At 62.5% G+C, this 21,724-nt stretch carries 22 protein-coding genes; 9 read left to right on the forward strand and 13 right to left on the reverse strand.

The features are described from left to right. Positions 1–9 precede the first annotated feature (9 nt). Both AC2FM5_RS02100 and AC2FM5_RS02105 read left to right on the forward strand, forming a co-directional pair. Complete coding sequence (locus AC2FM5_RS02100) at positions 10–675, forward strand: DsbA family protein (protein WP_496733638.1); 666 nt, start codon at positions 10–12, stop codon at positions 673–675. Then, positions 675–1,787 (forward strand): CaiB/BaiF CoA transferase family protein, encoded by a 1,113-nt coding sequence (locus tag AC2FM5_RS02105; protein ID WP_170360785.1) that lies wholly within the window; start codon positions 675–677, stop codon positions 1,785–1,787. Before AC2FM5_RS02100 ends, AC2FM5_RS02105 begins: the two co-directional genes overlap by 1 nt. On the opposite strand, the gene lpxK is transcribed toward AC2FM5_RS02105, so the two are convergent. From lpxK to AC2FM5_RS02125, 4 genes are read right to left on the reverse strand one after another with little or no spacing between them, the layout of a single operon-like run. After that, positions 1,784–2,782 (reverse strand): tetraacyldisaccharide 4'-kinase, encoded by a 999-nt coding sequence (gene lpxK / locus AC2FM5_RS02110; protein ID WP_496733640.1) that lies wholly within the window; start codon positions 2,780–2,782, stop codon positions 1,784–1,786. The two genes, AC2FM5_RS02105 and lpxK, sit on opposite strands and share 4 nt — an antisense overlap. Then, on the reverse strand, positions 2,769–4,004 hold the full coding sequence (locus AC2FM5_RS02115) for a 3-deoxy-D-manno-octulosonic acid transferase (RefSeq protein WP_496733642.1): 1,236 nt from the start codon (positions 4,002–4,004) through the stop codon (positions 2,769–2,771). The genes lpxK and AC2FM5_RS02115 overlap by 14 nt, the downstream gene beginning before the upstream one ends. Beyond that, positions 4,001–4,801 carry a 3'(2'),5'-bisphosphate nucleotidase CysQ gene (locus tag AC2FM5_RS02120; RefSeq protein WP_496733644.1) on the reverse strand — a complete coding sequence of 267 codons (801 nt, stop codon included), beginning with the start codon at positions 4,799–4,801 and terminating at the stop codon, positions 4,001–4,003. The genes AC2FM5_RS02115 and AC2FM5_RS02120 overlap by 4 nt, the downstream gene beginning before the upstream one ends. Then, positions 4,788–6,134 (reverse strand): TldD/PmbA family protein, encoded by a 1,347-nt coding sequence (locus AC2FM5_RS02125; protein WP_496733645.1) that lies wholly within the window; start codon positions 6,132–6,134, stop codon positions 4,788–4,790. Before AC2FM5_RS02125 ends, AC2FM5_RS02120 begins: the two co-directional genes overlap by 14 nt. A 225-nt stretch (positions 6,135–6,359) precedes the next feature. Here AC2FM5_RS02125 and AC2FM5_RS02130 point away from each other — a divergent pair, with 225 nt between their 5' ends. Then, a complete protein-coding gene (locus tag AC2FM5_RS02130) occupies positions 6,360–7,271 on the forward strand; it encodes a hypothetical protein (RefSeq protein WP_496733646.1) in 912 nt (303 codons plus the stop codon). Between the two features lie 78 nt (positions 7,272–7,349). On the opposite strand, the gene AC2FM5_RS02135 is transcribed toward AC2FM5_RS02130, so the two are convergent. Then, positions 7,350–8,873 (reverse strand): DUF2125 domain-containing protein, encoded by a 1,524-nt coding sequence (locus AC2FM5_RS02135; RefSeq protein WP_222457603.1) that lies wholly within the window; start codon positions 8,871–8,873, stop codon positions 7,350–7,352. A gap of 133 nt (positions 8,874–9,006) precedes the next feature. Between AC2FM5_RS02135 and AC2FM5_RS02140 the strand changes: the two genes are divergently transcribed. Genes AC2FM5_RS02140 through AC2FM5_RS02150 form a run of 3 tightly spaced genes read left to right on the forward strand, consistent with a single transcriptional unit; the run spans position 9,007 to position 11,092 of the window. Next, positions 9,007–9,756 carry an SDR family oxidoreductase gene (locus tag AC2FM5_RS02140; RefSeq protein ID WP_496733661.1) on the forward strand — a complete coding sequence of 250 codons (750 nt, stop codon included), beginning with the start codon at positions 9,007–9,009 and terminating at the stop codon, positions 9,754–9,756. After that, positions 9,753–10,361 carry an enoyl-CoA hydratase/isomerase family protein gene (locus tag AC2FM5_RS02145; protein ID WP_496733647.1) on the forward strand — a complete coding sequence of 203 codons (609 nt, stop codon included), beginning with the start codon at positions 9,753–9,755 and terminating at the stop codon, positions 10,359–10,361. Before AC2FM5_RS02140 ends, AC2FM5_RS02145 begins: the two co-directional genes overlap by 4 nt. Continuing rightward, entirely contained in the window at positions 10,358–11,092 is a 735-nt protein-coding gene (locus AC2FM5_RS02150; protein WP_496733648.1) for a VOC family protein, read from the forward strand. Before AC2FM5_RS02145 ends, AC2FM5_RS02150 begins: the two co-directional genes overlap by 4 nt. On the opposite strand, the gene AC2FM5_RS02155 is transcribed toward AC2FM5_RS02150, so the two are convergent. Continuing rightward, positions 11,093–11,389 (reverse strand): HNH endonuclease, encoded by a 297-nt coding sequence (locus tag AC2FM5_RS02155; RefSeq protein ID WP_170342229.1) that lies wholly within the window; start codon positions 11,387–11,389, stop codon positions 11,093–11,095. 48 nt (positions 11,390–11,437) lie between these two features. Between AC2FM5_RS02155 and AC2FM5_RS02160 the strand changes: the two genes are divergently transcribed. Beyond that, a complete protein-coding gene (locus tag AC2FM5_RS02160) occupies positions 11,438–12,628 on the forward strand; it encodes a TIGR03862 family flavoprotein (protein WP_496733649.1) in 1,191 nt (396 codons plus the stop codon). On the opposite strand, the gene AC2FM5_RS02165 is transcribed toward AC2FM5_RS02160, so the two are convergent. The 5 genes from AC2FM5_RS02165 to AC2FM5_RS02185 all read right to left on the reverse strand — a co-directional run bounded on the left by AC2FM5_RS02165 (position 12,625) and on the right by AC2FM5_RS02185 (position 17,913). Next, the gene (locus tag AC2FM5_RS02165; RefSeq protein ID WP_496733650.1) at positions 12,625–13,221 is read right to left on the reverse strand and encodes a glutathione S-transferase family protein; all 597 of its coding nucleotides are present in this window, start codon (positions 13,219–13,221) and stop codon (positions 12,625–12,627) included. The two genes, AC2FM5_RS02160 and AC2FM5_RS02165, sit on opposite strands and share 4 nt — an antisense overlap. A gap of 81 nt (positions 13,222–13,302) precedes the next feature. Beyond that, positions 13,303–14,331, reverse strand: coding sequence for a DNA polymerase III subunit delta (gene holA / locus AC2FM5_RS02170; protein WP_170342235.1), 1,029 nt, complete (start codon positions 14,329–14,331; stop codon positions 13,303–13,305). Next, on the reverse strand, positions 14,328–14,828 hold the full coding sequence (lptE, locus tag AC2FM5_RS02175) for an LPS assembly lipoprotein LptE (protein WP_170342238.1): 501 nt from the start codon (positions 14,826–14,828) through the stop codon (positions 14,328–14,330). The genes holA and lptE overlap by 4 nt, the downstream gene beginning before the upstream one ends. Then, positions 14,815–17,352, reverse strand: a complete 2,538-nt coding sequence (gene leuS, locus AC2FM5_RS02180; RefSeq protein ID WP_496733651.1) for a leucine--tRNA ligase — start codon at positions 17,350–17,352, stop codon at positions 14,815–14,817. The genes lptE and leuS overlap by 14 nt, the downstream gene beginning before the upstream one ends. A gap of 72 nt (positions 17,353–17,424) precedes the next feature. After that, complete coding sequence (locus tag AC2FM5_RS02185; RefSeq protein WP_170341302.1) at positions 17,425–17,913, reverse strand: DUF3576 domain-containing protein; 489 nt, start codon at positions 17,911–17,913, stop codon at positions 17,425–17,427. 280 nt (positions 17,914–18,193) lie between these two features. Here AC2FM5_RS02185 and AC2FM5_RS02190 point away from each other — a divergent pair, with 280 nt between their 5' ends. Both AC2FM5_RS02190 and AC2FM5_RS02195 read left to right on the forward strand, forming a co-directional pair. Continuing rightward, positions 18,194–19,285: a porin gene (locus tag AC2FM5_RS02190; RefSeq protein ID WP_496733662.1), complete on the forward strand. Its 1,092-nt coding sequence runs from the start codon at positions 18,194–18,196 to the stop codon at positions 19,283–19,285. A 103-nt stretch (positions 19,286–19,388) separates the two neighbouring features. Beyond that, positions 19,389–20,048, forward strand: coding sequence for a YggS family pyridoxal phosphate-dependent enzyme (locus tag AC2FM5_RS02195; protein WP_496733652.1), 660 nt, complete (start codon positions 19,389–19,391; stop codon positions 20,046–20,048). Here the strand turns inward: AC2FM5_RS02195 and AC2FM5_RS02200 are convergent. Together AC2FM5_RS02200 and ribA are read right to left on the reverse strand one after the other, a co-directional pair. Further along, on the reverse strand, positions 20,032–20,532 hold the full coding sequence (locus AC2FM5_RS02200; RefSeq protein ID WP_496733653.1) for a L,D-transpeptidase family protein: 501 nt from the start codon (positions 20,530–20,532) through the stop codon (positions 20,032–20,034). The genes AC2FM5_RS02195 and AC2FM5_RS02200 overlap by 17 nt on opposite strands. Continuing rightward, a complete protein-coding gene (gene ribA, locus AC2FM5_RS02205) occupies positions 20,529–21,623 on the reverse strand; it encodes a GTP cyclohydrolase II (protein WP_170406327.1) in 1,095 nt (364 codons plus the stop codon). The genes AC2FM5_RS02200 and ribA overlap by 4 nt, the downstream gene beginning before the upstream one ends. Positions 21,624–21,724 lie beyond the last annotated feature (101 nt).

Genomic DNA, 21,724 nt, shown 5'->3' on the forward strand with positions numbered 1-21,724 from the left:
GGGCTGAGTATGAGCCGTATTGCAACCGTAATCTGCGCGGCCGTGGCGCTGGCCGCAGGCGGCTATTGGCTGACCCAATCGCCAAGCACCGTGCCTGTGCCACAACTGGTCGGCAGCGCCGAAGCGCAAAACGCCGATCTGGACACCTCGACCATCGTCGAGATGGTGCAGGGGGCCGAGGATGCACCGGTCGAAATCATCGAATACGCGTCCTATACCTGCCCGCACTGCGCGAACTTCCATCAGGGGCCGTACAAGCAGCTCAAGAAGGAATACATCGACACCGGCAAGGTCAAGTTCATCTACCGCGAGGTCTATTTCGACCGCTACGGCATCTGGGCGTCGATGGTGGCGCGCTGTGGTGGCCCCGAGAAGTTCTTTGGCATCACCGACCTGATCTATCAGGGCCAGTCCGAATGGACCCGCGCCGGCGGCCCGGCCGAGATCGTAGAGGAACTGCGCAAGATCGGCCGTCTGGCCGGGCTGAGCAACGATCAGCTGGAAGCCTGCCTGCAGGACGGCACCAAGGCGCAGACCCTCGTCGCCTGGTACCAGAAAAACGCCGAGAAAGACGGTATCCAGGCCACCCCGTCCTTTGTCGTCAACGGCCAGAAGGTCGACAACCAGTCCTATGACGAGTTCAAGGCGCTGATCGAAAAGGAACTTGGCAACTGATGACCGGGCCTCTGGCCGGTCTGAAGGTTGTCGAACTGGCGCGCATCCTGGCTGGCCCCTGGGCCGGCCAGACCTTTGCCGATCTGGGTGCCGAGGTCATCAAGGTGGAATCCCCGGCCGGCGACGACACCCGCGCCTGGGGTCCGCCCTTCGTGACCCGCGATCAGGATGTCTCGGCGGCCTATTACCATTCGACCAATCGCGGCAAGGCGTCTGTGATCGCCGATTTCTCGACCCCCGAAGGGCAGCAGAAGGTGCGCGCGCTGGTCGCTGACGCCGATGTGGTGATCGAGAATTTCAAGGTCGGCGGGCTGAAGAAATACGGGCTGGACTTTGACAACCTCAGCCAGTTGAACCCGCGCCTCGTCTATTGCTCCATCACCGGGTTCGGGCAGACCGGGCCATATGCGCATCGGGCCGGGTATGATTTCATCATCCAGGGCATGTCCGGGCTGATGTCCGTGACCGGAGAGCCCGACGGCCAGCCGCAGAAGGCAGGCGTGGCGATCACCGACGTGTTCACCGGCATTTATGCGGTGGCCGGGGTTCTGGCCGCCTTGCACCAGCGCCAGCGCACAGGGCGTGGGCAGCATGTGGACATGGCCCTTCTGGATGTGGCCGTGGCGGTCACGGCAAACCAGGCGCTGAACTATCTGACCACGGGTCAAGTGCCGCAGCGCATGGGCAACGCGCATGTGAACCTGGCGCCCTACCAGGTGTTCGACTGTGCCGACGGTTACATCATCATCGCCACCGGTAATGACCGGCAATATCAGCGCCTGTGCCGGGTGTTGAACCTGCCCGACATGGCCGAGGCGCCCGAATACCTGCACAACAAGGACCGGCTGGCCAATCGCCGCACCCTGATTGCACGGCTGAACGGGGCCACGGCGACCTGGGCCAAAGCCGACCTGCTGGCCGCCTGCGAGGCGCAGGGCATCCCCGCCGGGCCGATCAATACGCTGGACGAGGTCATGGCCGATCCGCAGGTAATCGCACGCGGCATGCAGATCGACCTGGACGGGGTGCCGGGGATTCGCGCGCCATTCGTCTTTTCGGATGCCGATCTGAACCTGTCGCGCCCCGCCCCGAAACTGGGCGAAGACGACTAGGGCGGCGGCGCGGCCGTCAGCAACCGCTGACGCACGTCGTCGGCTTGATACACCTGCAGGCGCACCGGTAGGGTGATGACCTTGCTGCGGAAGGCGGGCGGCAGGCGAACGGCGTCTTTTTCGGTGGTGACCATCTGCGCGCCCAGCAGCCGCGCCTCGTTTTCCAGCCGGGTCATCAGGGCCGGCGTCAACGGCTGGTGATCGTCCAGCGCCTCGGCCCGCAGCAGCCGCGCGCCCTGTTGGCGCAAGGTTTGAAAGAACTTCTCGGGGTGGCCGATACCGGCAAAGGCCAGAACCGGAGTTTCGCTCCAGTCCATCCCGGTTTGCAGTGCCATGACCTGACCGGTTGCGTGCGGAACGCCCAGCTTGTCGCCCCATTGCTGCGCGAACTGTTCCTGCGCGGCCAAGTCGCCCAGCGACAGTACTAGATCGGCCCGTTGCAGCCCCACGTCGACCGGCTCGCGCAGCGGTCCGGCCGGCAGGCACAAGCCGTTGCCAAAGCCACGGACCGCGTCCACCACGACGACCGAGAATGTCTTGGCCACCGAAGGGTTCTGGAATCCGTCGTCCAGCACGATCGCGGTGGCGCCGTCCTCGGCTGCGGCGCGGGCGCCGGCGGCACGGTCCTTGGCGACCCAGACCTCGGCGAATGCCGCCAGCAACAATGGCTCGTCACCAACCTGCGCCGCCGTGTGTCGGATCGGGTCCACCCGAACCGGCCCCTCAAGCGATCCGCCATGGCCGCGGGTGACCAAATGCGGCGTGTGATACGCGTCGCGCAGCTGTTCAAGAACCCAGATCGCCGTCGGCGTTTTTCCGGTGCCGCCAGCATTCAGGTTGCCGACGCAGATCACGGGTACACCCGGATCAACCCCGGGCCCCGACGCCACCCGCCGGGCCGTAGCCCGCGCATAGACGCGGCCCAGCGGCGCCAGCAGTCTTGCGCGCAGGCCGGGGTGATCCGGCGCGTTGTTCCAGAATTCAGGCGCCCTCATGTTCCGCTCCGTGCTGGTCCAGATGTTCCTGTACCATGTCGATCAGAGTATCCACCTGGGGCGCGCTCTCAGTCACCAGTTGCCAGCCGGCAAGGGCCATGTTCGCGGCCAGGTCCGGGGCCAGCAGTTCAACGACAGTGTCGCCCAATTCGGTGGCGGTGCGAATCTCTCGAGCGGCTCCTACACCATCAAGCGCGTCATACAGGGCCTTGTGGCCGCTCACGTCTGGTCCATGGATCAGGGCCGAGCCCAAGGCTGCGGCCGCGATCGGGTCATGCCCGCCTATTCCCGACTCGAGCGTGCTGCCCATGAACGTCACCGGAGAGACGCGATACCAAAGGCCAAGGGCCTCGGGGTCCGACGCAAGGATGACCTGGGTCATGTCTTCGATCATGTCCCCATCTTCCCAGTTGGCACAGCGCAGGTCCATCGTTTCCAGCCTTTTGCGCAGGGGCGCCGCCTCGGAAATGTCCGCGACATGCAGGATCAGGGCCAGCCTCGGCAGCATCCGCATGGCCTGCCGATGTGCGCTGAGAACCGAGATGAATTCCTTGGCGTCAACCCACGCCGCCAGCCAGACCGGCCGCCCTGCCAACGCATGGTTCGTCTCGATCAGCTCGTCCTCGGGCCAGGGGCGAAGGGTGGGGCTGATACTGAGCGGCGGAAACAGTGCCACCTTCGAAGCCGGGACGCCCAGACGTCGGATTTGCCGGGCTGCGTCCTCGGACGTGACGTGGATCGCACGGAAGCAGTCAAAGGTATAGCGGTTGATGTCCGGCAGCCATTTCCCGACAAAGGCAACACGAACGTCGTTCTCGCCCTCAAGCAGGACCATGGGTATACCGCGTTCGGCCGCGCGGGTGATCACGTTGGGCATCAGGCCGCCGCCGACCCACAGCCCCATGTCGGGTTGCCAGTGCTCCAGGAATCCACGCGCCGCGCCGGTTTTTTCGTCAGGCAGCGGAACCAGTTCCATGTCGCAGCCTGCCCAGCGTGTCAGGTCAGCGTCAGGCGGGACGGTCAACAGAATCGACAGCCCCGGCCGGGACTGCTGCAGCCGCTTGCAAAAGTCGTTCACTGCGCGCAGGCGCTGTTCGTTGGCAACATGAATCCAAAGCAACTCACCCGCGGGGCGAGGCGGTGTGTTGTGTCCAGTGGGCTTGGGAACACCCCAGGACAACGCGCGATAGGCCGCCAGGCTGAGGGATCGCGGTTTGCTCATGCCCGCTGCCCCTGAATTGGCTGATCCAGTCGACCCATCAGCACCTTATGCAATTCAGACCCGGCGCCAACAACACCGTTCAGCCGTGGGTTGGGGTTGTTGAACCGCAGCGGGCGCCCGGTACGGTCAGTACAGGTGCCGCCTGCTTCGCGCAGAATCAGGTCCCCGGCCGCGATGTCCCATTCCCAGCTTGGGCGTAAGGTCAGCATCCCGTCGAACCTGCCCTGTGCGACCAGCGCCATACGGTAGGCCAGCGACGGGCGATAGGCCCGACGGAATATCGGCGCGACGCCCTCCTGCCAATGATCCGGATTCAGGTTCGGCTTTGCGGCCAGAACCTCGGCTTCGGCCTCTGTGGCCGCCGCGGTCACCCGGATCGGCTGACCGTTCAGGGTTGCCCCCAGTCCCCGCGCGGCTGCAAACAGCATGTCGCGCATCGGCAGGTAGATCACGCCGGCGATGACCTGTCCGCGATCGGCGACCGCCAATGAATGCGCCCAGGTGCGCGACCCTTCGGCAAAGCTGCGGGTGCCGTCGATCGGGTCGATGATGAACACTCGGTCACGGGTCAACCGGTCCTGATTGTCCTCGGTCTCCTCGCTCAGCCAGCCATATCCGGGCCGCGCGCTGGGCAGGCGTTGTTCCAGCATCGCGTTTACGGCCAGATCAGCCTCGGTCACCGGACCGGCGCCCTTGGGTTTGTCCCAGCTCTGCATCTCGCGGCCCGCATAGGCGACGGCGATCCGGCCGGCCTCCCGTGCGGCGTCGATCAGCAGGGACAGGTCAGTTTCCGGCAAGTGTCATCCCTTCGATCAGAAGCGAGGGCACAACCCGGGACAGATAGGTACGCGCGTCATTGGCCGGGATGATCCGCATCAGCATGTCCCGCAGGTTTCCGGCAATGGTGCATTCGTTGACCGGGTGCGAGATCTCTCCGTTTTCGACCCAGAAACCCGACGCACCGCGTGAGTAATCGCCGGTATTGGGGTTGATGGTGGACCCGATCATCGAGGTCACCAGCAACCCCGTTCCCATATCGCGAAGCAGGTCGTCGCGGCTGACTTTGCCCTGAGTCAGACTCAGGTTCCAGTTGCTGGGAGATGGAGGACCGGACACGCCACGGGCGGCGTTCCCGGTGGAGTTCATGCCCAGTTTGCGCGCGCTTGAAAGATCCAGGGTCCATCCGGTCAGCACGCCGTTTTCGACGATCATCCGGCGCGCGGTCGGCAATCCTTCCGCATCAAACGGGCGCGTTCCCGCAATTCTGGGGCGATGGGGGTCTTCGATCAGCGACAGATGTGCAGGCAGCACCTGCTGGCCTAGGCTGTCCTTGAGCCAGGAGGCACCGCGGGCCACCGCCGCGCCGTTGCTGGCCGCCAGAAGATGCCCGATCAATGAGGACGAGATCCGCTCGTCGAACAATACCGGGAAACGCCCTGTTTCCGGCTTTCGGGCACCCACTCGCTGCACGGCACGCTCTCCCGCGATCCGGCCGATCTCGTCGGGGCTGCGCAGGTCGGACTGAAAGCTGCGGCTGTCTCCGTCATAGTCGCGTTCCATCCCGGTGCCTTCGCCCGAGATCGCCACGCATGAAACCGAGCGGCTGCTGCGCGCATAACCACCGGAAAATCCATTTGTCGCGGACAGATGAACCCGGTGAGTACCATAGGATGCCGCCGCATCAGACACCTGGGTAACGCCTTCCACCGCCAGGGCCGCAGCCTCGGCGGTCAGCGCGTCCTGCATCAGAGCGTCTGCTGAAGGTTCGGGTGTGGGGTCAAAAAGCTCCAAGGAGTCGACGGAAAAACCGCTGGCCAGTTGTTCCGGATCTGCCAGGCCAGCGAACGGATCCTCGGGCGCTTCGCGTGCCATGGCCACGGCCCGTTCGGCCATGGCGGCAAGCGTTTCGGGACGACTGTCCGAGCCGGACACGATGGCCTGCTGCTTGCCGATGAAAACACGCAACCCCACGTCGGTGCTTTCGGCGCGTTCGGCGTGCTCCAAAGCGCCACCACGCACCTCGACCGAGACCGAGGATCCGTCGATCACGATCGTGTCGGCCGCTTCGGCTCCGGCCTTGCGGGCCAGGTCCAGCATTTCGTGGCTGATTGCTTCGGGTGATCGGGTCATGGTGCCTCCAATTGATTGTATTGGACCTAGCCTTGGTCAACCCGCCTCGCAAGCCCTTGGGTATATCCAATGCGTCACGGATGGTGTCGGCACGTTGGGAAATCGGGGTCTACGGAAATAGATCCCGCTGGGAAGGGCCGCAGCTGCAGGGTAAGCTGACTGCAGAGAATGACCGGTCGCCCGGCGGCACTGAAATTTGAGGTATGAGGTTTGGCGCGCTTCTTTGTGGTTGAGTTTGACGAGCCCGGCGTCCTGGCCAAGGGCAAAGGGTCCCGCAACATCATCGTGCGCCTGACTCGGGTGATGGGTAAGCTGGGCGTTCCCTCCGAGGTTTTGCCCTTCGCCGACTTGATGGCACGCGGTGCGATCGACGACCCGCAGAGTTACGTTCTGCTTCACTACAACGAGCTGTTTGTCGTTCAGAACGAAAAAGTTGACTGGCTGCGTGCGCGGGAATCTGAAATCGAGGCACTGGGCCACAGGATTTTGCACTCGGTCGAACATGGCCGCGTCGTCGGGCACAAGATCCGTCAGAACAAGGTTCTGACAGCGGCAGGGGTTCCAATGCCTCGGCTTATCGAAACTGGGTCTTCGTTTGAAACTGCGTTCTCGAACGAAGTTTCGAACGCTCATGTTCCGGTTCAGCTTGTCGGGAATGCCGCAGAGTTGGACCCGGATCGTTACAACACCGAGTATGTCGATTGTCGTCACGAGTATGAAGGTGAGATGTGGCACGTCTGCATTCGTGCGCAAGCGGTGGGCGAACAGGTGCTGTTTTCTTGGGTTAGAGCGGGGCCGCAGCCAAACGTTCGAACTCGTGGTACACCCCTCGACGCCAAGCTCTTGAACCATTTCCATTCCAAGCTGGTTGTTCCGAACACCGATCAGATCAGGGAAATCGCGAGCGCAGTAAAAAAGGCGGTCGGCGTCGGTTTCTTTGCGCATGACATTTTACCATGCGCAAAGACGGGCCGACTATTTCTGTGCGAAACCAACTACAAATTCTACGAGGGCTTCTATCGTTTCTACATGAAGCCGATCGCAAAAGACCTGCCCAATCAGGCCTTTTTTGATGGGCGCAGAGTCACGCGTCGGATGGCCCGGGCTTTGGTGCAGGAACTTGATTTGAAGACCTGAAAAGCCCGAGATTGCATCGGACCAAAGAAAAAGGGCGCGGAACACCGCGCCCATGGTCGAAGGTCAGGCCAAGCGAGCTTACTTGATCCGTTGACCATTGGCCAAAATCTGGCCGTCCTTGGTGAACTCGATCTTGGAGTTCAGCGTGTCGGGCTGGTCGCCGGGAACAGCCATCATCCCCATCATCATGCGCGCGCCCATGGCGTCGTTCTCGGACATGAACCCCATTCCGATCAGCTTGTCGATCAGGGCGTTGGCACCCACCAACTGGAGGTTTGCCTCACCCGCCGGCGCCGGAACGCCTCCGAACTCTTCGGTGTTCGAGTTGTCGAAGGTGAAATCACCGGTGCCCGTCAGCTTGGCACCGACCATCGAGACCAGCAGTTCATTGATTTTGAGCGAATGCAGTTCGGCCGGAACTTCGTCCGAGCCTTCCAATGCTTCGGCAACTTCCGGGTCCAGGAAGTTCAGGAGAACCTTTGCGGTGCCCGTTGCATCCAGCGCGATCGTGGCTGGATCGCGTGGCAACGCGCCTGCGGGGTCGAACATGCTCCACAGAATGTCGGACATGGTGAAGTCTGTCAGGTTCATCGCAAAGCCGAACGGCTCAACCTCTTCGGATGCCTGGATGGGTGCCTCGAGTTTCAGACCGGCCTTCGCCATTGCAATCTCGATGGGAAACGGCAGGTCTGCCGTGGTTACTTCGAGCTTTGCATTGTTCTGTTCGACGTCATACGCCAGACGCTCGGCGTCGATACTGGCACCGAAGCGGCCACCGTCCGAACTGCTGGCCATCGAGAAAGCCTCGCCCTCGCTGGTGCCTGCGATGCTGGTTTGGCCCGCGCCGTAGGTGAAGATCCCGTCAAAGGCAAAACCAGCCTCATATGCGCCTTCCACGTCCGCCAGGCTGAAGCCTTCGGGGATAACGTTCTTGCCTTCAAACTCCAGCTGGTCGAGCTTGCCGTTGATGCGGGCATCTTCGCCCGTTTCCGGGTCTTGGAAATTCAAGTCATAGGTCAGGTTTGCCGCGGTGAAATTCTGGTCGACCTTGCGGCCCTCTCCGATCTGCATTCGGGATGCACCGGCCAGGTTGATCATCTCAAAACCCAGATCCAGCGCGTCGTCGGGCATCGCTTCGCCATCGACCATGATGTTGTCGAGCGCCAGCGCCAGCTTGCTGGCAGAGTAGTCATAGGTCATGTCGTCGGGCGACCCCGAAACCAGCATTTTCAACCCGGTCTGCGAGTACAGGATATCCACCGAGAATTCTTCCTCCTCGGCCTGGCCGGATACCGTCATGGGGAAGCTTTCGGGGAATTCGATGCTGACCGTTCCGTCGCCGTTTTCCGTCAGGGTCATTTCCGGAACGACCATGTCGAACGAGCCTTCTCCCTCGGGAAGGTCCATCTTCATGGTCATGTTCGTGATGGTGGTGACGTCGCCAGAGGTGTTCTGCTCGCCGGTGATGGTGTACCCCATGCTGCCCATGTAGGCCTGCCAATCCGACCAGACATCGTTGGCGGACAGATCGGCAAAAGCGCCTTGGGTTGCAACGGCATAGGCCAGCGCGGCACCGCAGCTGCGGCGGAAGAAAACGGACATTAGGGAACCCTTCTCGGTAAAAATTGCGCGCATGGTCGTGGTTGTCGCGGCTGCCGTCAAGGGGCAAGGGCTGGACGATTTCCCCGTTTGCGCGGTACCACTTTACCCGATTTCAATCCAAAAGGATTACAGGATGCATATGAAGGGCAAAACAGTACTGATCACCGGAGCCAGCCGCGGCATCGGCGCCGAAGCAGGGCGCGTATTTGCCGCAGCCGGCGCCAATGTCGCGCTGGTAGCGCGCAGCCATGATCAGATCGATGCATTGGCCGCGGCACTGGGTGAGAACGCCATCGCGCTGTCCTGCGACGTCAGCGATTTTGCGCAGGTGGAACAAGCGGTTGCGGATTGCGCCGACCGCTTTGGTCGCGTGGATGTGCTGATCGGCAATGCGGGTGTGATCGATCCGATTTTTCACCTCTCAAATGCCGATCCAGCAGCCTGGAGCAAGGCCATCGACATCAACCTCAAAGGTGTGTTCCACGGGATGCGCGCGGTTCTGCCGCTGATGCGGGCGGCAGGCGGCGGGACGGTTCTGACCGTTTCCTCCGGAGCCGCCTCGAACCCGGTCGAGGCCTGGAGCCACTACTGCGCGTCCAAGGCCGGGGCGAAAATGCTGACCGAATGTCTGCATTTGGAAGAGGCGCATCACGGCATACGTGCCATGGGTCTGTCCCCGGGCACGGTGGCGACCGACATGCAGCGGGTCATCAAGGCCAGCGGCATCAACCCGGTCAGCCAGTTGGACTGGGACGATCACATCCCGGCCGACTGGCCGGCGCGGGCGCTGCTGTGGATGTGCTCGGAACATGCGGACGAGTTTCTGGGAACCGAGATTTCGCTGCGCCGTGATGACATTCGCCAGAGGATCGGCCTGACGTGATCGACCTGACCCAGCAGGACGGTCTGTGGACGGTTACGATCAACAACCCCGGCAAGGCCAATGCCCTGACCGGGGCCATGTTGTCGGACCTGCTGCAGATCGCGGAAGCGGCCCAAGAGGCGCGCGCCCTGATCCTGACCGGAGCGGGCAAGGTGTTCAGTGCCGGCGCCGATCTGGACGAGGCGCGGGCAGGCCTTGCGACCTCGGACCTGTGGGAGCGTCTGTCCGGAGCCATCGCGGCGCTGCCCTGCCTGACCGTCGCTGCGTTGAACGGCACCATGGCGGGCGGGGCCAACGGTATGGCCTTGGCCTGTGACCTGCGCATCGCGGTGCCCACGGCCAAGGTCTTCTACCCGGTCATGCGGTTGGGGTTCCTGCCGCAGCCATCGGACGTGAAACGCATGCGGGCGCTGATCGGCCCCGCCCGGACCAAGTTGATCCTGATGGCAGGCCAGAAGGTCACGGCGGACGAAGCGCTTGCCTTTGGCCTGGTGGACCGGGTGGTCGCTCCGGAAGGTCTGATGCAAGCCGCGCGGGACCTGGTTGCCGACAGCCTAGCCGCTGATCCGCAGACGGCGGCCGGTATCGCCGGGATGTGCGGATGAGGATCGCTGCCCTTCGCCTGCGTGTGGCTGATCCCGCACGGCTGGCCGAGTTCTACAAGGTAAACTTCGGCATGGTCGTTCGTGCCGAGGGAGATGCGCGGCGAGTGGGCTATCCGGGGCCCAGCGCTGACCTTCTGCTGTTGCCCGAAGGCGGCGGATACGCCCACGACCGGGGTCAGAGATACTGGAAGATCGGCATCACCTTGCCAGATCTCGATCAAGCGGCGGAATGGCTTCGGCGCGCTGGCATCAACGTCAGCCGTCCGGCCCAGTTTCGAGATATCGGTTACATGTGCCACCTCTCGGACCCCGAAGGCTTCTCGATCGAGCTTCTTCAGCATGATTTTGAGGGGAAGCGGCCCAAAAAGCAGCGGGATGAGAACCCGTTCGGACAGGCCGCCGTGGGCCAGATCACTCTGCGGACCGGCGACATTTCGGCAGAGGATGCGTTTTGCAGGGATTTGGGCCTGCGCCTGCTTTCCATGCAGGACGTGGCCTCGCACGGGTTTGATCTGCATTTCTATGCCTTCACGACCGAGGTGCCGCCGGACCCTGATCCCTGGGCGGTGGCCAATCGCGAATGGCTGTGGAAACGTCCCTATACCACATTGGAATACCAGCATATTCCCGATGCGCGAATCGTTGCCGCGCCAGACTTTCTGGGCATCGAGGTCGCGGGCCTGGCTGCAACGGAAACAGACCCGATGGGTGACCCGTTCCTGCCAGCCTGATCAACGGCCGCGGCGTCGGCCCGGGACTTTGGATTGAAATCCAGGCGGACGTTTGCGTACCCAGTCCAGAAATCGGTTCAGCCGGGGATGCGTGCGCAGGCTTTCGACAGTGTTGAAGTCTCGCGCAAGCTCGGCTTCGGTCAGGGTGGCGTGCACCTCCTTGTGGCAGATCTTGTGCAGCAGAACCGTGGGACCGCCCTTGCCACCTTTGAGTTTTGGGATCAGATGGTGCAGGCTGCCGGTCCCGTTCGGGATCGGGCGGTTGCAGAGCGGGCAGATCGGATCGCTGTTCGTCATCACCGGAACACAGTCGCGGCTGAACGCAAGTGAGGCAAGAGGGCAGATATGGCACAGGCAGTGGTGATCGGGGCAGGCCCCGCCGGGCTGATGGCCGCCGAAGAACTTGCCGGGGCCGGGCACAATGTGCTGGTTGCCGAGGCCAAACCCTCGGTGGCCCGCAAATTCCTGATGGCGGGGAAGTCCGGTCTGAACCTGACAAAGGACGAGCCGTTTGACCGCCTGATTTCGGCCTACGGCGATGCGGCGGACTGGTTGCACCCAATGATTGCCGCCTTCGATGCGCAGAGCGTGCAAAGCTGGGCGCGGGACTTGGGTCAAGATCTGTTCACGGGGTCCACAGGGCGGGTATTTCCCAAATCAAAAAAAGCTTCGCCATTGCTGCGCGCCTGGCTGGCGCGGCTGGAAGAGATGCGGGTCGAGATCCGTACCCGTTGGCGCTGGCTGGGTTGGGACGGCCCCGCGCTGGTCTTTGATACGCCGGCAGGTCGGCAGAAAGTGGTTGCTGACGTCACGGTTCTGGCGCTTGGCGGTTCCAGCTGGGCGCGTCTGGGGTCGGATGGCGCCTGGGCGCCGGCTCTGGCCGATGCCGGGGTTCCGCTGGTCCCTTTTGCACCATCGAACGCCGCACTGTCCGTCGAATGGAGCCCCCATATGGCCGCGTATTTCGGTCAGGCGCTGAAATCTGTTCGGTGGCGCGCGGGCGACCTTGCCAGCCGTGGCGAGGCGGTCATTTCAGCCAAAGGCCTGGAAGGGGGCGGTCTTTACCCGCTGACACCCGCGCTGCGGCAGGGTGCTGATCTGTATGTGGACCTCGCGCCGGACCGCACGATTCAGGATCTGTCCAGGCGTTTGTCAAAAGCTGGCCCGAAAACCACTTTGACCCGTTGGTTGAAGAACGGCCTGCGACTGCCGCCGCCAAAGATCGCCTTGTTCCACGAAATGACACATGGGCAGAATCTGCGCCGGGATGATTGGGTCAAGACTTTGAAGGCTTTGCCTGTTCGCAACGCAGGCTTGCGCCCGCTGGACGAAGCCATTTCGACCGCAGGCGGGGTTGCGAGAAGCGGGCTGGACTCGGGGCTGATGCTGAACGTCAAGCCCGGCGTGTTCTGCGCAGGCGAGATGCTGGACTGGGAAGCCCCGACCGGTGGCTATCTGCTGACCGCATGCCTGGCGATAGGTCGTTGGGCGGGGCGCTCGGCTGCAGAATGGGCCGGGCTGTCCCAAGCGGATTAGGCGGAGTTGGCCATTTCACCCAGTTTCTTGTAGGCCGGACGCTCGCGAACGCGCTTGCCGTAGGCTTTCAGGCTGTCTGAATTCATCGGGAAGCCAGCCGATTTTGCCCAGCTCATGCAGTGAATGCACAGGATGTCCGCGATCGTCATCTGCTCGCCCTGAAGGAATGGCCCTTTGAATCGCTGTCCCATGTGTTGAAAGCTGCGGTCAAACTCCCACTGGGCGGTTTCGACGACCTGTGGAACGCGTTTGTCCTTGGGCAGAATGAACATATGGCGGGCGGCCAGCCACAGCGGAGCATCGAATTCTTCCAACAGCGCGTGCAACAACGAATCCTGCTCGGCCCGTTCCGGGGTGCCGGCGGGGTAGGTGAAGGCCCTGTGCTTGTCCGCCAGATAAGTCATGATCGCCGCGCTGTCCGAAATGACTGCATCACCATCTTGCAGGACAGGAATCTTGCCCGTGCCGTTCAGGTCCAGAACGCGCGGGTCGTGCGGGCCCGCATCGATCCACTCATAGTCCTGCCCCAGTTCCTCCAATAGCCAGATCACCCGAGAGGCACGACTCTGGATGCGCCCGTAGATCTTGTACATGTCATGCTCCTACGTGGTTGCTCTGGCGTCAGGGTGGGGGACTGCGCCGCCGCGTCAAGTCGGACGCGCCGTCAGTTCAATTCAGCGTGACCGCGCCAGCATGGCCAGCCGGATCAGAGCGCGCTCGACCAGGGCCATGGCCGGGGCAGTCTGCCCTGCCGACCGGAGAGACAGATCCGTATCCGTCAGCACGGTCAAAGCCGTCTGCAGCTTGTGCGCGCCCCAAGTCTGCGCCTGCCGAAGGATGCGGTCACGCCGCTTGCCATAAACCGGCGGCCGGAGTTTGCCGATCCCTTGCGCTGCGCCACCGGGGTCCGAGGCGCAGGCATAGAGCGTGCGAAAATGGCGGGTCGCGCCGATGCACAGGGACACCGCATTTGTTCCCTGCGCCTGCAACCGCCGGATCAGGGGCCCGATTTCACCGGATCGGCCTTCGGCAACGACGTTGAGAACGTCATCCAGGGCCGCCTCATTGGATTGCGGCGCGCAGGCCTCGATGTCTTCGACGGCAACGTCTGAGGCATCACCGCGTTTGTACAGAGACAGCTTTTCAACGGTTTGCGCAAAGTCGCCCGGGCTGAGTTCGGTGGCCAGATCGCTGAGCACGGACATCGCGTCACGGGGAACGCTCGCAAGTCCGGCTTGGGCCAGAACACGCTCGATCTCCGCGCGCGACGGTGGATCGTCATAGATCCCGACCGCATAGGCGGCCCGATGGCCTTCGAACGCTTTGCGCAGCTTCGAGCTGGCCTTGAGCTGCCCGGCGGTCACAATGATCTGAGCGTCGCCTGGCGCCCAATCCTCGAGCGCGGCGGTGATCGCCGGGGTTGCGGCGTCGGTTGCATCCTCGACGAATACGGCGCGCGCGCCGGGAAAGAACCCGACAGCCTTCACGGCATCCAGCAGAAGGGCAGGATCCGCCCGCAGATCCGAGGCCGGAAGACGGGTCAGGCGCATTTCCTCTTCGGCACCCGGGCCCAACAGCGCGGCCAATACCTGCTGGCGCTTGAGCGCGACGCGCATCGCGTCGGCGCCGTAGATCAACAATCCCGTCTTGTCGGGGTCAGGTTTGGCGAAATACCCCTCGGCGTCGCGCGGGGACAGCTTCATGAAGCCAGGCCCGGTGCGGAATACAGGCGCGTGACGATCTGATCGGACAGGATGACCATCAGCCTCTCTTTGGCATCCCGTTCATCAGCGAGCGTGGAAACGGTGGACCCCGCGGCGGAGTAACCTACGAAATCGGCCACAGTGCCGGACACAAGGATCTGGCCCGTTTCATTGGATCTCAGCGTATAGCTGGCGCGCCCGTCAATCGAATACCGGTTGGTCTCGTTCGAGGTCGTGATGGCGGCCCCGCGGGTCACCGTAGAGACCTGCACATTCAGGCTGTAATCCTTGGCTGAACTGACGCTGCGCCCGAGGGACTGCTCCAGATTCTGCACCAGAAGGTAGCTTTCGACCGAATCTGGCGCTGACACGGCGACCTTGCCGTATAATTCGCTGCCAGCGCCGCCCGGGGCATAAACCGGCTGGAACCCACAAGCGGGCGCCACGGTCAACGCCGCCAACGAAAGCAGCAGGTTTCTGCGGTCAAACAACGACATTCACGATCCGGCCCGGAACAACGATCACCTTTTTCGGAGCAGCGCCATCCAGCGCCTTCTGCACAGCTTCGGTGCTGAGCGCGATTCTTTCAACCTGCGTCTTGTCCAGATCCTTGGCCACGCTGATTTCGGCACGGCGCTTGCCGTTGATCTGGATGGGCAGGGTGACGGTATCATCGACCAGCATCGACTCGTCCGCCACCGGCCAGGGCGCCAGCGCCACCAGCCCTTCGCCGCCCAGCATCTGCCACAGCTCTTCGGACAGGTGCGGCGTCATCGGCGACATCAGCTGCGCCAGCGTCATGGCCGCCTGCCGCTTGGCCTGCGCGCCCGCCTTGGATTTGGCCAGCGTGTTGGTAAAGGCATAGAGCTTGGCGATCGAGGCGTTGAAGCCGAAGGATTCGACCCCGCCGGTCACGTCATGGATGGTCTTGTGCATCTCGCGCAGCAGCGCTTCGTCCTCGGCATTGGCCGGGGCGTCGGATGCGGCGATCTCGGACACGATGCGATGCACGCGGCTGAGGTGCTTGTGCGCGGCCTCGGCGCCGGCGGCGGTCCATTCCACGTCACGCTCGGGCGGCGAATCGGACAGCACGAACCAGCGCGCGGTATCCGCCCCGAAGGCCGAGATGATGCTGACCGGGTCCACCACGTTCTTCTTCGATTTCGACATCTTGGCCGAGGGAATGATCTCGACCGGCTCGCCCGTCGCCTTCAGCTTGCCGTCCTCGACCTCTTCGGGAAGGTGATAAACCGGGCGGCCCTTGTCGTCGCGGGTCTGATAGATTTCATGGGTGACCATGCCCTGGGTGAACAGCGCGTCGAACGGCTCGATCGCCTTTTTCGGCAGATGCCCGGTGATGTGCATGGCGCGGGCGAAGAACCGCGAATACAGCAGGTGCAGGATCGCGTGTTCGATGCCGCCGATATACTGGTCCACGTTCATCCAGTACTCGGCTTCGGCCAGATCGGTCGGCGTTTCCGCCCGCGGGGCGGTGAAACGGGCGAAATACCACGACGAATCGACGAAAGTGTCCATCGTGTCGGTTTCGCGCTTGGCCGGTTTGCCGCAGGACGGGCAGGCACAGTCGCGCCAGGTCGGGTGACGATCCAGCGGGTTGCCCGGTTTGTCGAAGGTGACATCGTCGGGCAGGCGAATCGGCAGGTTTTCCTTTTTCTCCGGCACCACGCCGCAATCGTCGCAATGTACCACCGGGATCGGACAGCCCCAGTAGCGCTGGCGCGACAGGCCCCAATCGCGCAGGCGGTACTTGGTCACGCCTTTGCCCCAGCCGGCCTTCTCGGCAAAGTCGATAGTCGCGTCGATGGCTTCCTGTCCGGTGGCCTCGGTCAGACCGGCGAAATGGTTGACCCAGCGCACCTTCTGCTCTTTCGGCGGGACGAAGGCGATCTTGTCCACCGGCGTGTCGTCATCCAGGGCAAAGAAGGTGTCGATTACCGGCAGGTCGTATTTGCGGCAGAAATCCAGGTCGCGCTGGTCATGCGCGGGGCAGGCAAAGATCGCGCCGGTGCCGTAATCCATAAGGATGAAATTCGCGATCCAGACCGGCAGTTCCCAGTTCGGGTCCAGCGGGTGTTTGACGCGGATGCCGGTGTCGAAACCCAGCTTCTCGCCGGTCTCGATGGCCTCTTCCGTGGTGCCGCCCTTGCGGCATTCGGCAACGAATTCAGCGACTTCGGGGTTCTCGGCCTCAAGCTGCTTGGCGATCGGGTGATCGGGCGAGATACCCACGAAAGACGCCCCCAACAGCGTGTCCGGCCGCGTGGTATAGACGGTGATGGGTGCACTGCCGTCGGTGCGCTCGAAGGAAAACTCCAGACCGCGTGACTTGCCGATCCAGTTTTCCTGCATCAGCCGCACCTTGGCGGGCCAGTTGTCGAGCGTATCCAGCGCATCAAGAAGCTCTTCCGAGAACTCGGAGATCTTGAAGAACCACTGGGTCAGCTCGCGCCGCTCGACCAATGCGCCTGAGCGCCAGCCGCGGCCGTTTTCCACCTGTTCGTTGGCCAGCACGGTCATGTCCACCGGGTCCCAGTTGACCACGGCGTTTTTGCGATAGACCAGCCCCGCATCCAGCATATCCAGGAACAGCGCCTGCTGCTGGCCGTAATATTCCGGGTCGCAGGTCGCGAATTCGCGCGACCAGTCGATCGACAGGCCCAGCGGCTTCATCTGCGCGCGCATGTCGGCGATGTTGCCATAGGTCCAGTCCTTGGGGTGGCCGCCGATGGCCATGGCCGCGTTTTCCGCCGGCATCCCGAAAGCGTCCCAGCCCATCGGGTGCAGAACGTTGTGCCCGGTGCTCAGCTTGTGGCGCGCGATCACGTCACCCATGGTGTAGTTGCGCACATGCCCCATGTGGATGCGCCCCGACGGATAGGGGAACATTTCCAGCACATAGTATTTCGGCTTGTCCGCCGTCCGTTTGGCGGTGAAGATCCCGGCCTTGTCCCAGGCCTCTTGCCATTTTGCTTCGATTTCGTTGGCCGAGTAACGCGACATCATGCGGTCCTTCGTGAATGAAAACGCCGGGCAGGGGCCCGGCGTGGTAATATTGTGATTTTCTGCGGGTTGCTAGAGCTTGTTGTCCGCGATCCGCAGCTGACGCGCCCGCGAAAGAATCGCATCTTCGACCGCACGCGTGGTCGCCGCGCTGACCGGAGCGCCTCCGCTGGTCTGCAGCGCCACCGACAGGGACCGCGCCGCCAGGGCCGGATCACTGATGTGCACCGTCGCCCGATAGGACCGCCCGCCGCCCGGCGGTTTGCCGTAACCCGTTATGATAACGCCGGTAAACGGATCCACCTCCTGTACTGGCAGGAAGCTGAGCACATCCAGCGACGCCGCCCACAGGTACCGGTTGACCTGGGTGACCTGTTCCGAGTTGTTGGGGCCGAACACATCCCAGATGGTCGAACGATTCGGATCATTGAGCTCGCGGGCCTCGGACGAGCTGCCGTCGGCGGATAGAACATTGGGGTTGGGCGACGTGCTCCGATTCTGTCCGCACGCAGAAACGGAGGCAGTCAAAACGGTCAAACCCAAAATCGTCAGCAGGCGCATCGTCGGCAGGTCCTGTTTTCACATGTTTTGCTTTGCTAGGAGATACTCCTAGACAACGTACTGTGCTGCAACAACCCCATTCTTGGCTTACGTACCGGTGCCGCTGAAATATCGGGGTGAATTCGACTGTGGCATCCTTGCACCAATTTGGGGTCAAAGAACCGAAGCTGTCCAAGGCATGCTTGCGCAACAGGGGCAAAAAGAGCGAAACGGTCTGCGTGCTGAGACATATGCAGCAGGTATGTGTCGAGTAGAAATTATTGAAACCGAGGGAAACAAGATGAAAAAAGTTCTCTTCGCATCGACCGCACTGATCGCAACCGCATCGGTTGCCGCGGCCGAAGTTAAGTTCAGCGGTTATGGCCGCTTTGGTATCGGTTACCTGGAAGACCGTACCGGCGTTGTGACCAACTTCAACACCGGCGTGACCGTCACCAACACTGGCGTGACCACCACGACCACCAGCGGTGCGACCAACACTGGTCAGACCACCACGCTGACCGACCAGACCACCACAAACACCGCAACCGTTGCAACCGACGAAACCATCCTGGTCTCGCGCTTCCGCCTGAACATCGACGGCATCGCGGAAACCGACGGTGGCGTCCGCTTTGAAGCACGTGTTCGTCTGCAGGCTGACGAAAACGCCAACACCGGCGAAGCAAACGCAGCCGGCCTGAACGGCGCTCGCTTCTCGGTCATCTATGGTGGTCTGCGTGTTGACGCCGGCAACGTTGCTGGTTCGTTCGACAACTTGGCAAACTACTACGGTAACGAGCCGGGCCTGGAAAACTTCATCGGCCAGTACTCGGGCGTTGACTACAGCTTCCTGGGCTACTCGTCGACCGGTGCAGGTTCGAACGCTGTGTTCTTCCAGTACGCAGTTGGTGACTTCGCCTTCGGCGCGTCGTACGACCAGGCAACCTTTGGCCTGAACGGTGTTGCAGACAGCGCAGACCGTTGGGACATCAGCTTCACCTACAGCTTCAACAACTTCACCGCAGCTGTTGCTTATGGTGAAACCAGCGCCATCGGCGACGCTGTTGAGAAGCAGAGCCTGGCAGTCCTGACTCTGGGTGCTGAATTCGGCGACTTCTCGGGCACCATCTTCGTCGCAGACGATGACGTTGCAGACGACTCGCTGAACGGCACTGCATACGGTCTGTCGGCAGCCTACAACGTTGGCGCTGCAACCACCCTGACCTTCGCTTACGGCGACGGTTCGGCTGACAACGACACCCAGCAGTACGGCATTGGCGCCATCTACGACCTGGGCGGCGGTGCATCGCTGCGCGGTGGTATCGGCCAGTCGAAAGTTGGCGACGGCGACGGCCGCCTGCGCGCTGACTTCGGTGCTCAGTTCAACTTCTAAGTTGATCTGAACCGTTAGGTTTGAGGGCGGGTCTTCGGACCCGCCCTTTTCATTTGCGCCGACATGGTGTTTTTCTGCGGACAAATGGAAACAGAGGGAATCCATGTCGCTGCAAGAAATCACCGCCCGCATCGCTAAGGCCGAAGCCGCAGCCGGCCGCCCCAAGGGCTCGGTCCGGCTGATTGCCGTATCCAAGGTGCAGCCCAACGACCGGGTCGAGGCCGTGTTGAAGCAGGGTCACCGGTGTTTTGGTGAAAACCGGGTGCAGGAGGCCGCCGGCAAGTGGCCCGCCTTCCGTGAAAGCTATTCCGATATTGATCTGCATCTGATTGGTCCGCTGCAAACCAACAAGGCGCGGCAGGCGATGGAACTGTGCAACGCGATCCACTCGGTCGACCGTCCCAAACTGGCCAAAACCCTTGCGCGGCTGGCGCAAGAGCTGGGGCAGTGTCCTGATCTGTTCATTCAGGTGAATACCGGCGAAGAGGCCCAGAAAGCCGGGGTTATACCCGCCGAGGCCGATGATTTTGTCGCCGAATGTCGATCACTTGACCTGCCGGTGCGTGGGTTGATGTGCATTCCGCCCGTCGACGAGGAGCCCGCGCTGCATTTTGCTCTGCTGGCCAAGATCGCGGGCAGGAACGGGCTGGATGGCCTGTCCATGGGGATGAGCAGCGATTTTGAAACCGCGATCGCGCTGGGTGCAACTCATGTCCGGGTGGGGTCGGCCATCTTTGGTGACCGGGTCAAACCCGCGGAATGATGATCCGGGTTCCGGGTGCGACGCGCCGCGCGATCCAGTGCAGATCGTCGCGCCGGAACGCCACGCAGCCTTCGGTCGGATAGCCCGGTCTGCGCCACTGATGCAGAAAGATCGCTGATCCGCTGCCCGGTGTGGCGACGGGCCAATTCCAATCGGTAATCAGCACCAGATCGTACAGCGGGTCTGCCCGACGCAGGCGTTCGTGACTGCATGGATAGGGCGCGCGAACGTGTTGGTTGTAGTCCTGATCCCTATCGTCATCCGACCACAGATCGCCCGGCCCGATGGGCAAAGCCCACGGGGCGGGAGGCGCAATCCGATCCGGGCGGTACAGCATTCCGACAATGTGGTGGTGCCCTGTGGGGGTGGCCCCGTCGCCCTCGCGCTTGTGGTTGCTAAGGCCACCTTTGCCGAGGGTGCAGGGAAACCTGCGGCCGAAGAACCGTACTCCGGTCGGCGTCACCACCAGATCAAGAGGGCTCACAGCAGGTGGCCCGATTTCGAGGCCTTGGTCGCCAGATAGGCCCGGTTGTGGGCGGTTTCCCCGACCTTCAGCGGCACACGCTCGGTAACGGCAATCCCGGTCCGTTCCATCATTGCGATCTTCGCCGGGTTGTTGGTCAGCAACCGGACCGAACTGAACCCGAGCGATTTCAGGATGTCCGATCCCAGGCGGAAATCGCGCTCGTCATCTTCAAACCCAAGCCGGTGGTTGGCTTCGACCGTGTCGAAGCCTTGATCCTGCAGGAAATAGGCGCGCATTTTGTTGGCCAAGCCGATCCCGCGACCTTCCTGGTTGAGATACAGCAGAACGCCATGCCCCTCGGCCCCCATCTGGGCCAGGGCACCGCGCAGTTGCGGGCCGCAGTCGCATTTCAGGCTGCCCATCAGATCACCGGTAAAACAGGCCGAATGCAACCGAGCCAAAACAGGTTTCGAGCGATCCGGGCGGCCGATTTCGATGGCATAGTGCTCCTCGCCACCGTCCTCTGGGCGGAAGACGTGCAGACGACCGGCCTCGGACACCTCCATCGGCAGGCGCGCGGCCACCACCTCGTGCAAGGGGCTGCGATCGGCCAGATGCGGCGCGGCGCGTGTGTGGTCGATGCAGGTCAGACCGTGTGTCGCCGCAAAGGCCCGGCCGTTTTCGACCGCAACCACCACAGCGGCCGGCAGCAGGCGGGCGGATTTGGTCAGTGCGATTGCGATGCGATGAAGGTGTGCATTGCCCTGGCGCTGAGTCATCAAGGGCCCCTTCATCGGGGCATTCAGGTCATCGGACGGGTCTGCAACCGCCTGCACCCACCCCAGATCAGCCTCGGCCGGAATCACGACCCGAGCAAGATCACCGTCATAGGCGCGGGCTTTGAGCGTTTCGGCCCGTCGTCCGGTGATGGCAACCACAGGCGTGTCGCCCAGACCCCTCAGGTCCGCCAGACGCTGCGGGTTGAGTGTCTCTGCGGCGACGGCGACAACGCTGAAATCCCCGTCATCCGTCAGCACGACCGGAACGCCCATCCGAAGGTCGGCACGCGCCCGGGCCAGCAACTCGGTGATGTCTGGAATGAGACTCATTGATGTTATCCTGTAACGTTCGACCCTCGTCCTAGCCCGTTCGAAAGGAAATGTGAAACATTTCCGGCCCAACAGACACGAGGGCGTGAGAGCATTGCAGC

It is taken from the genome of Ruegeria sp. BHSA162, assembly GCF_059613385.1.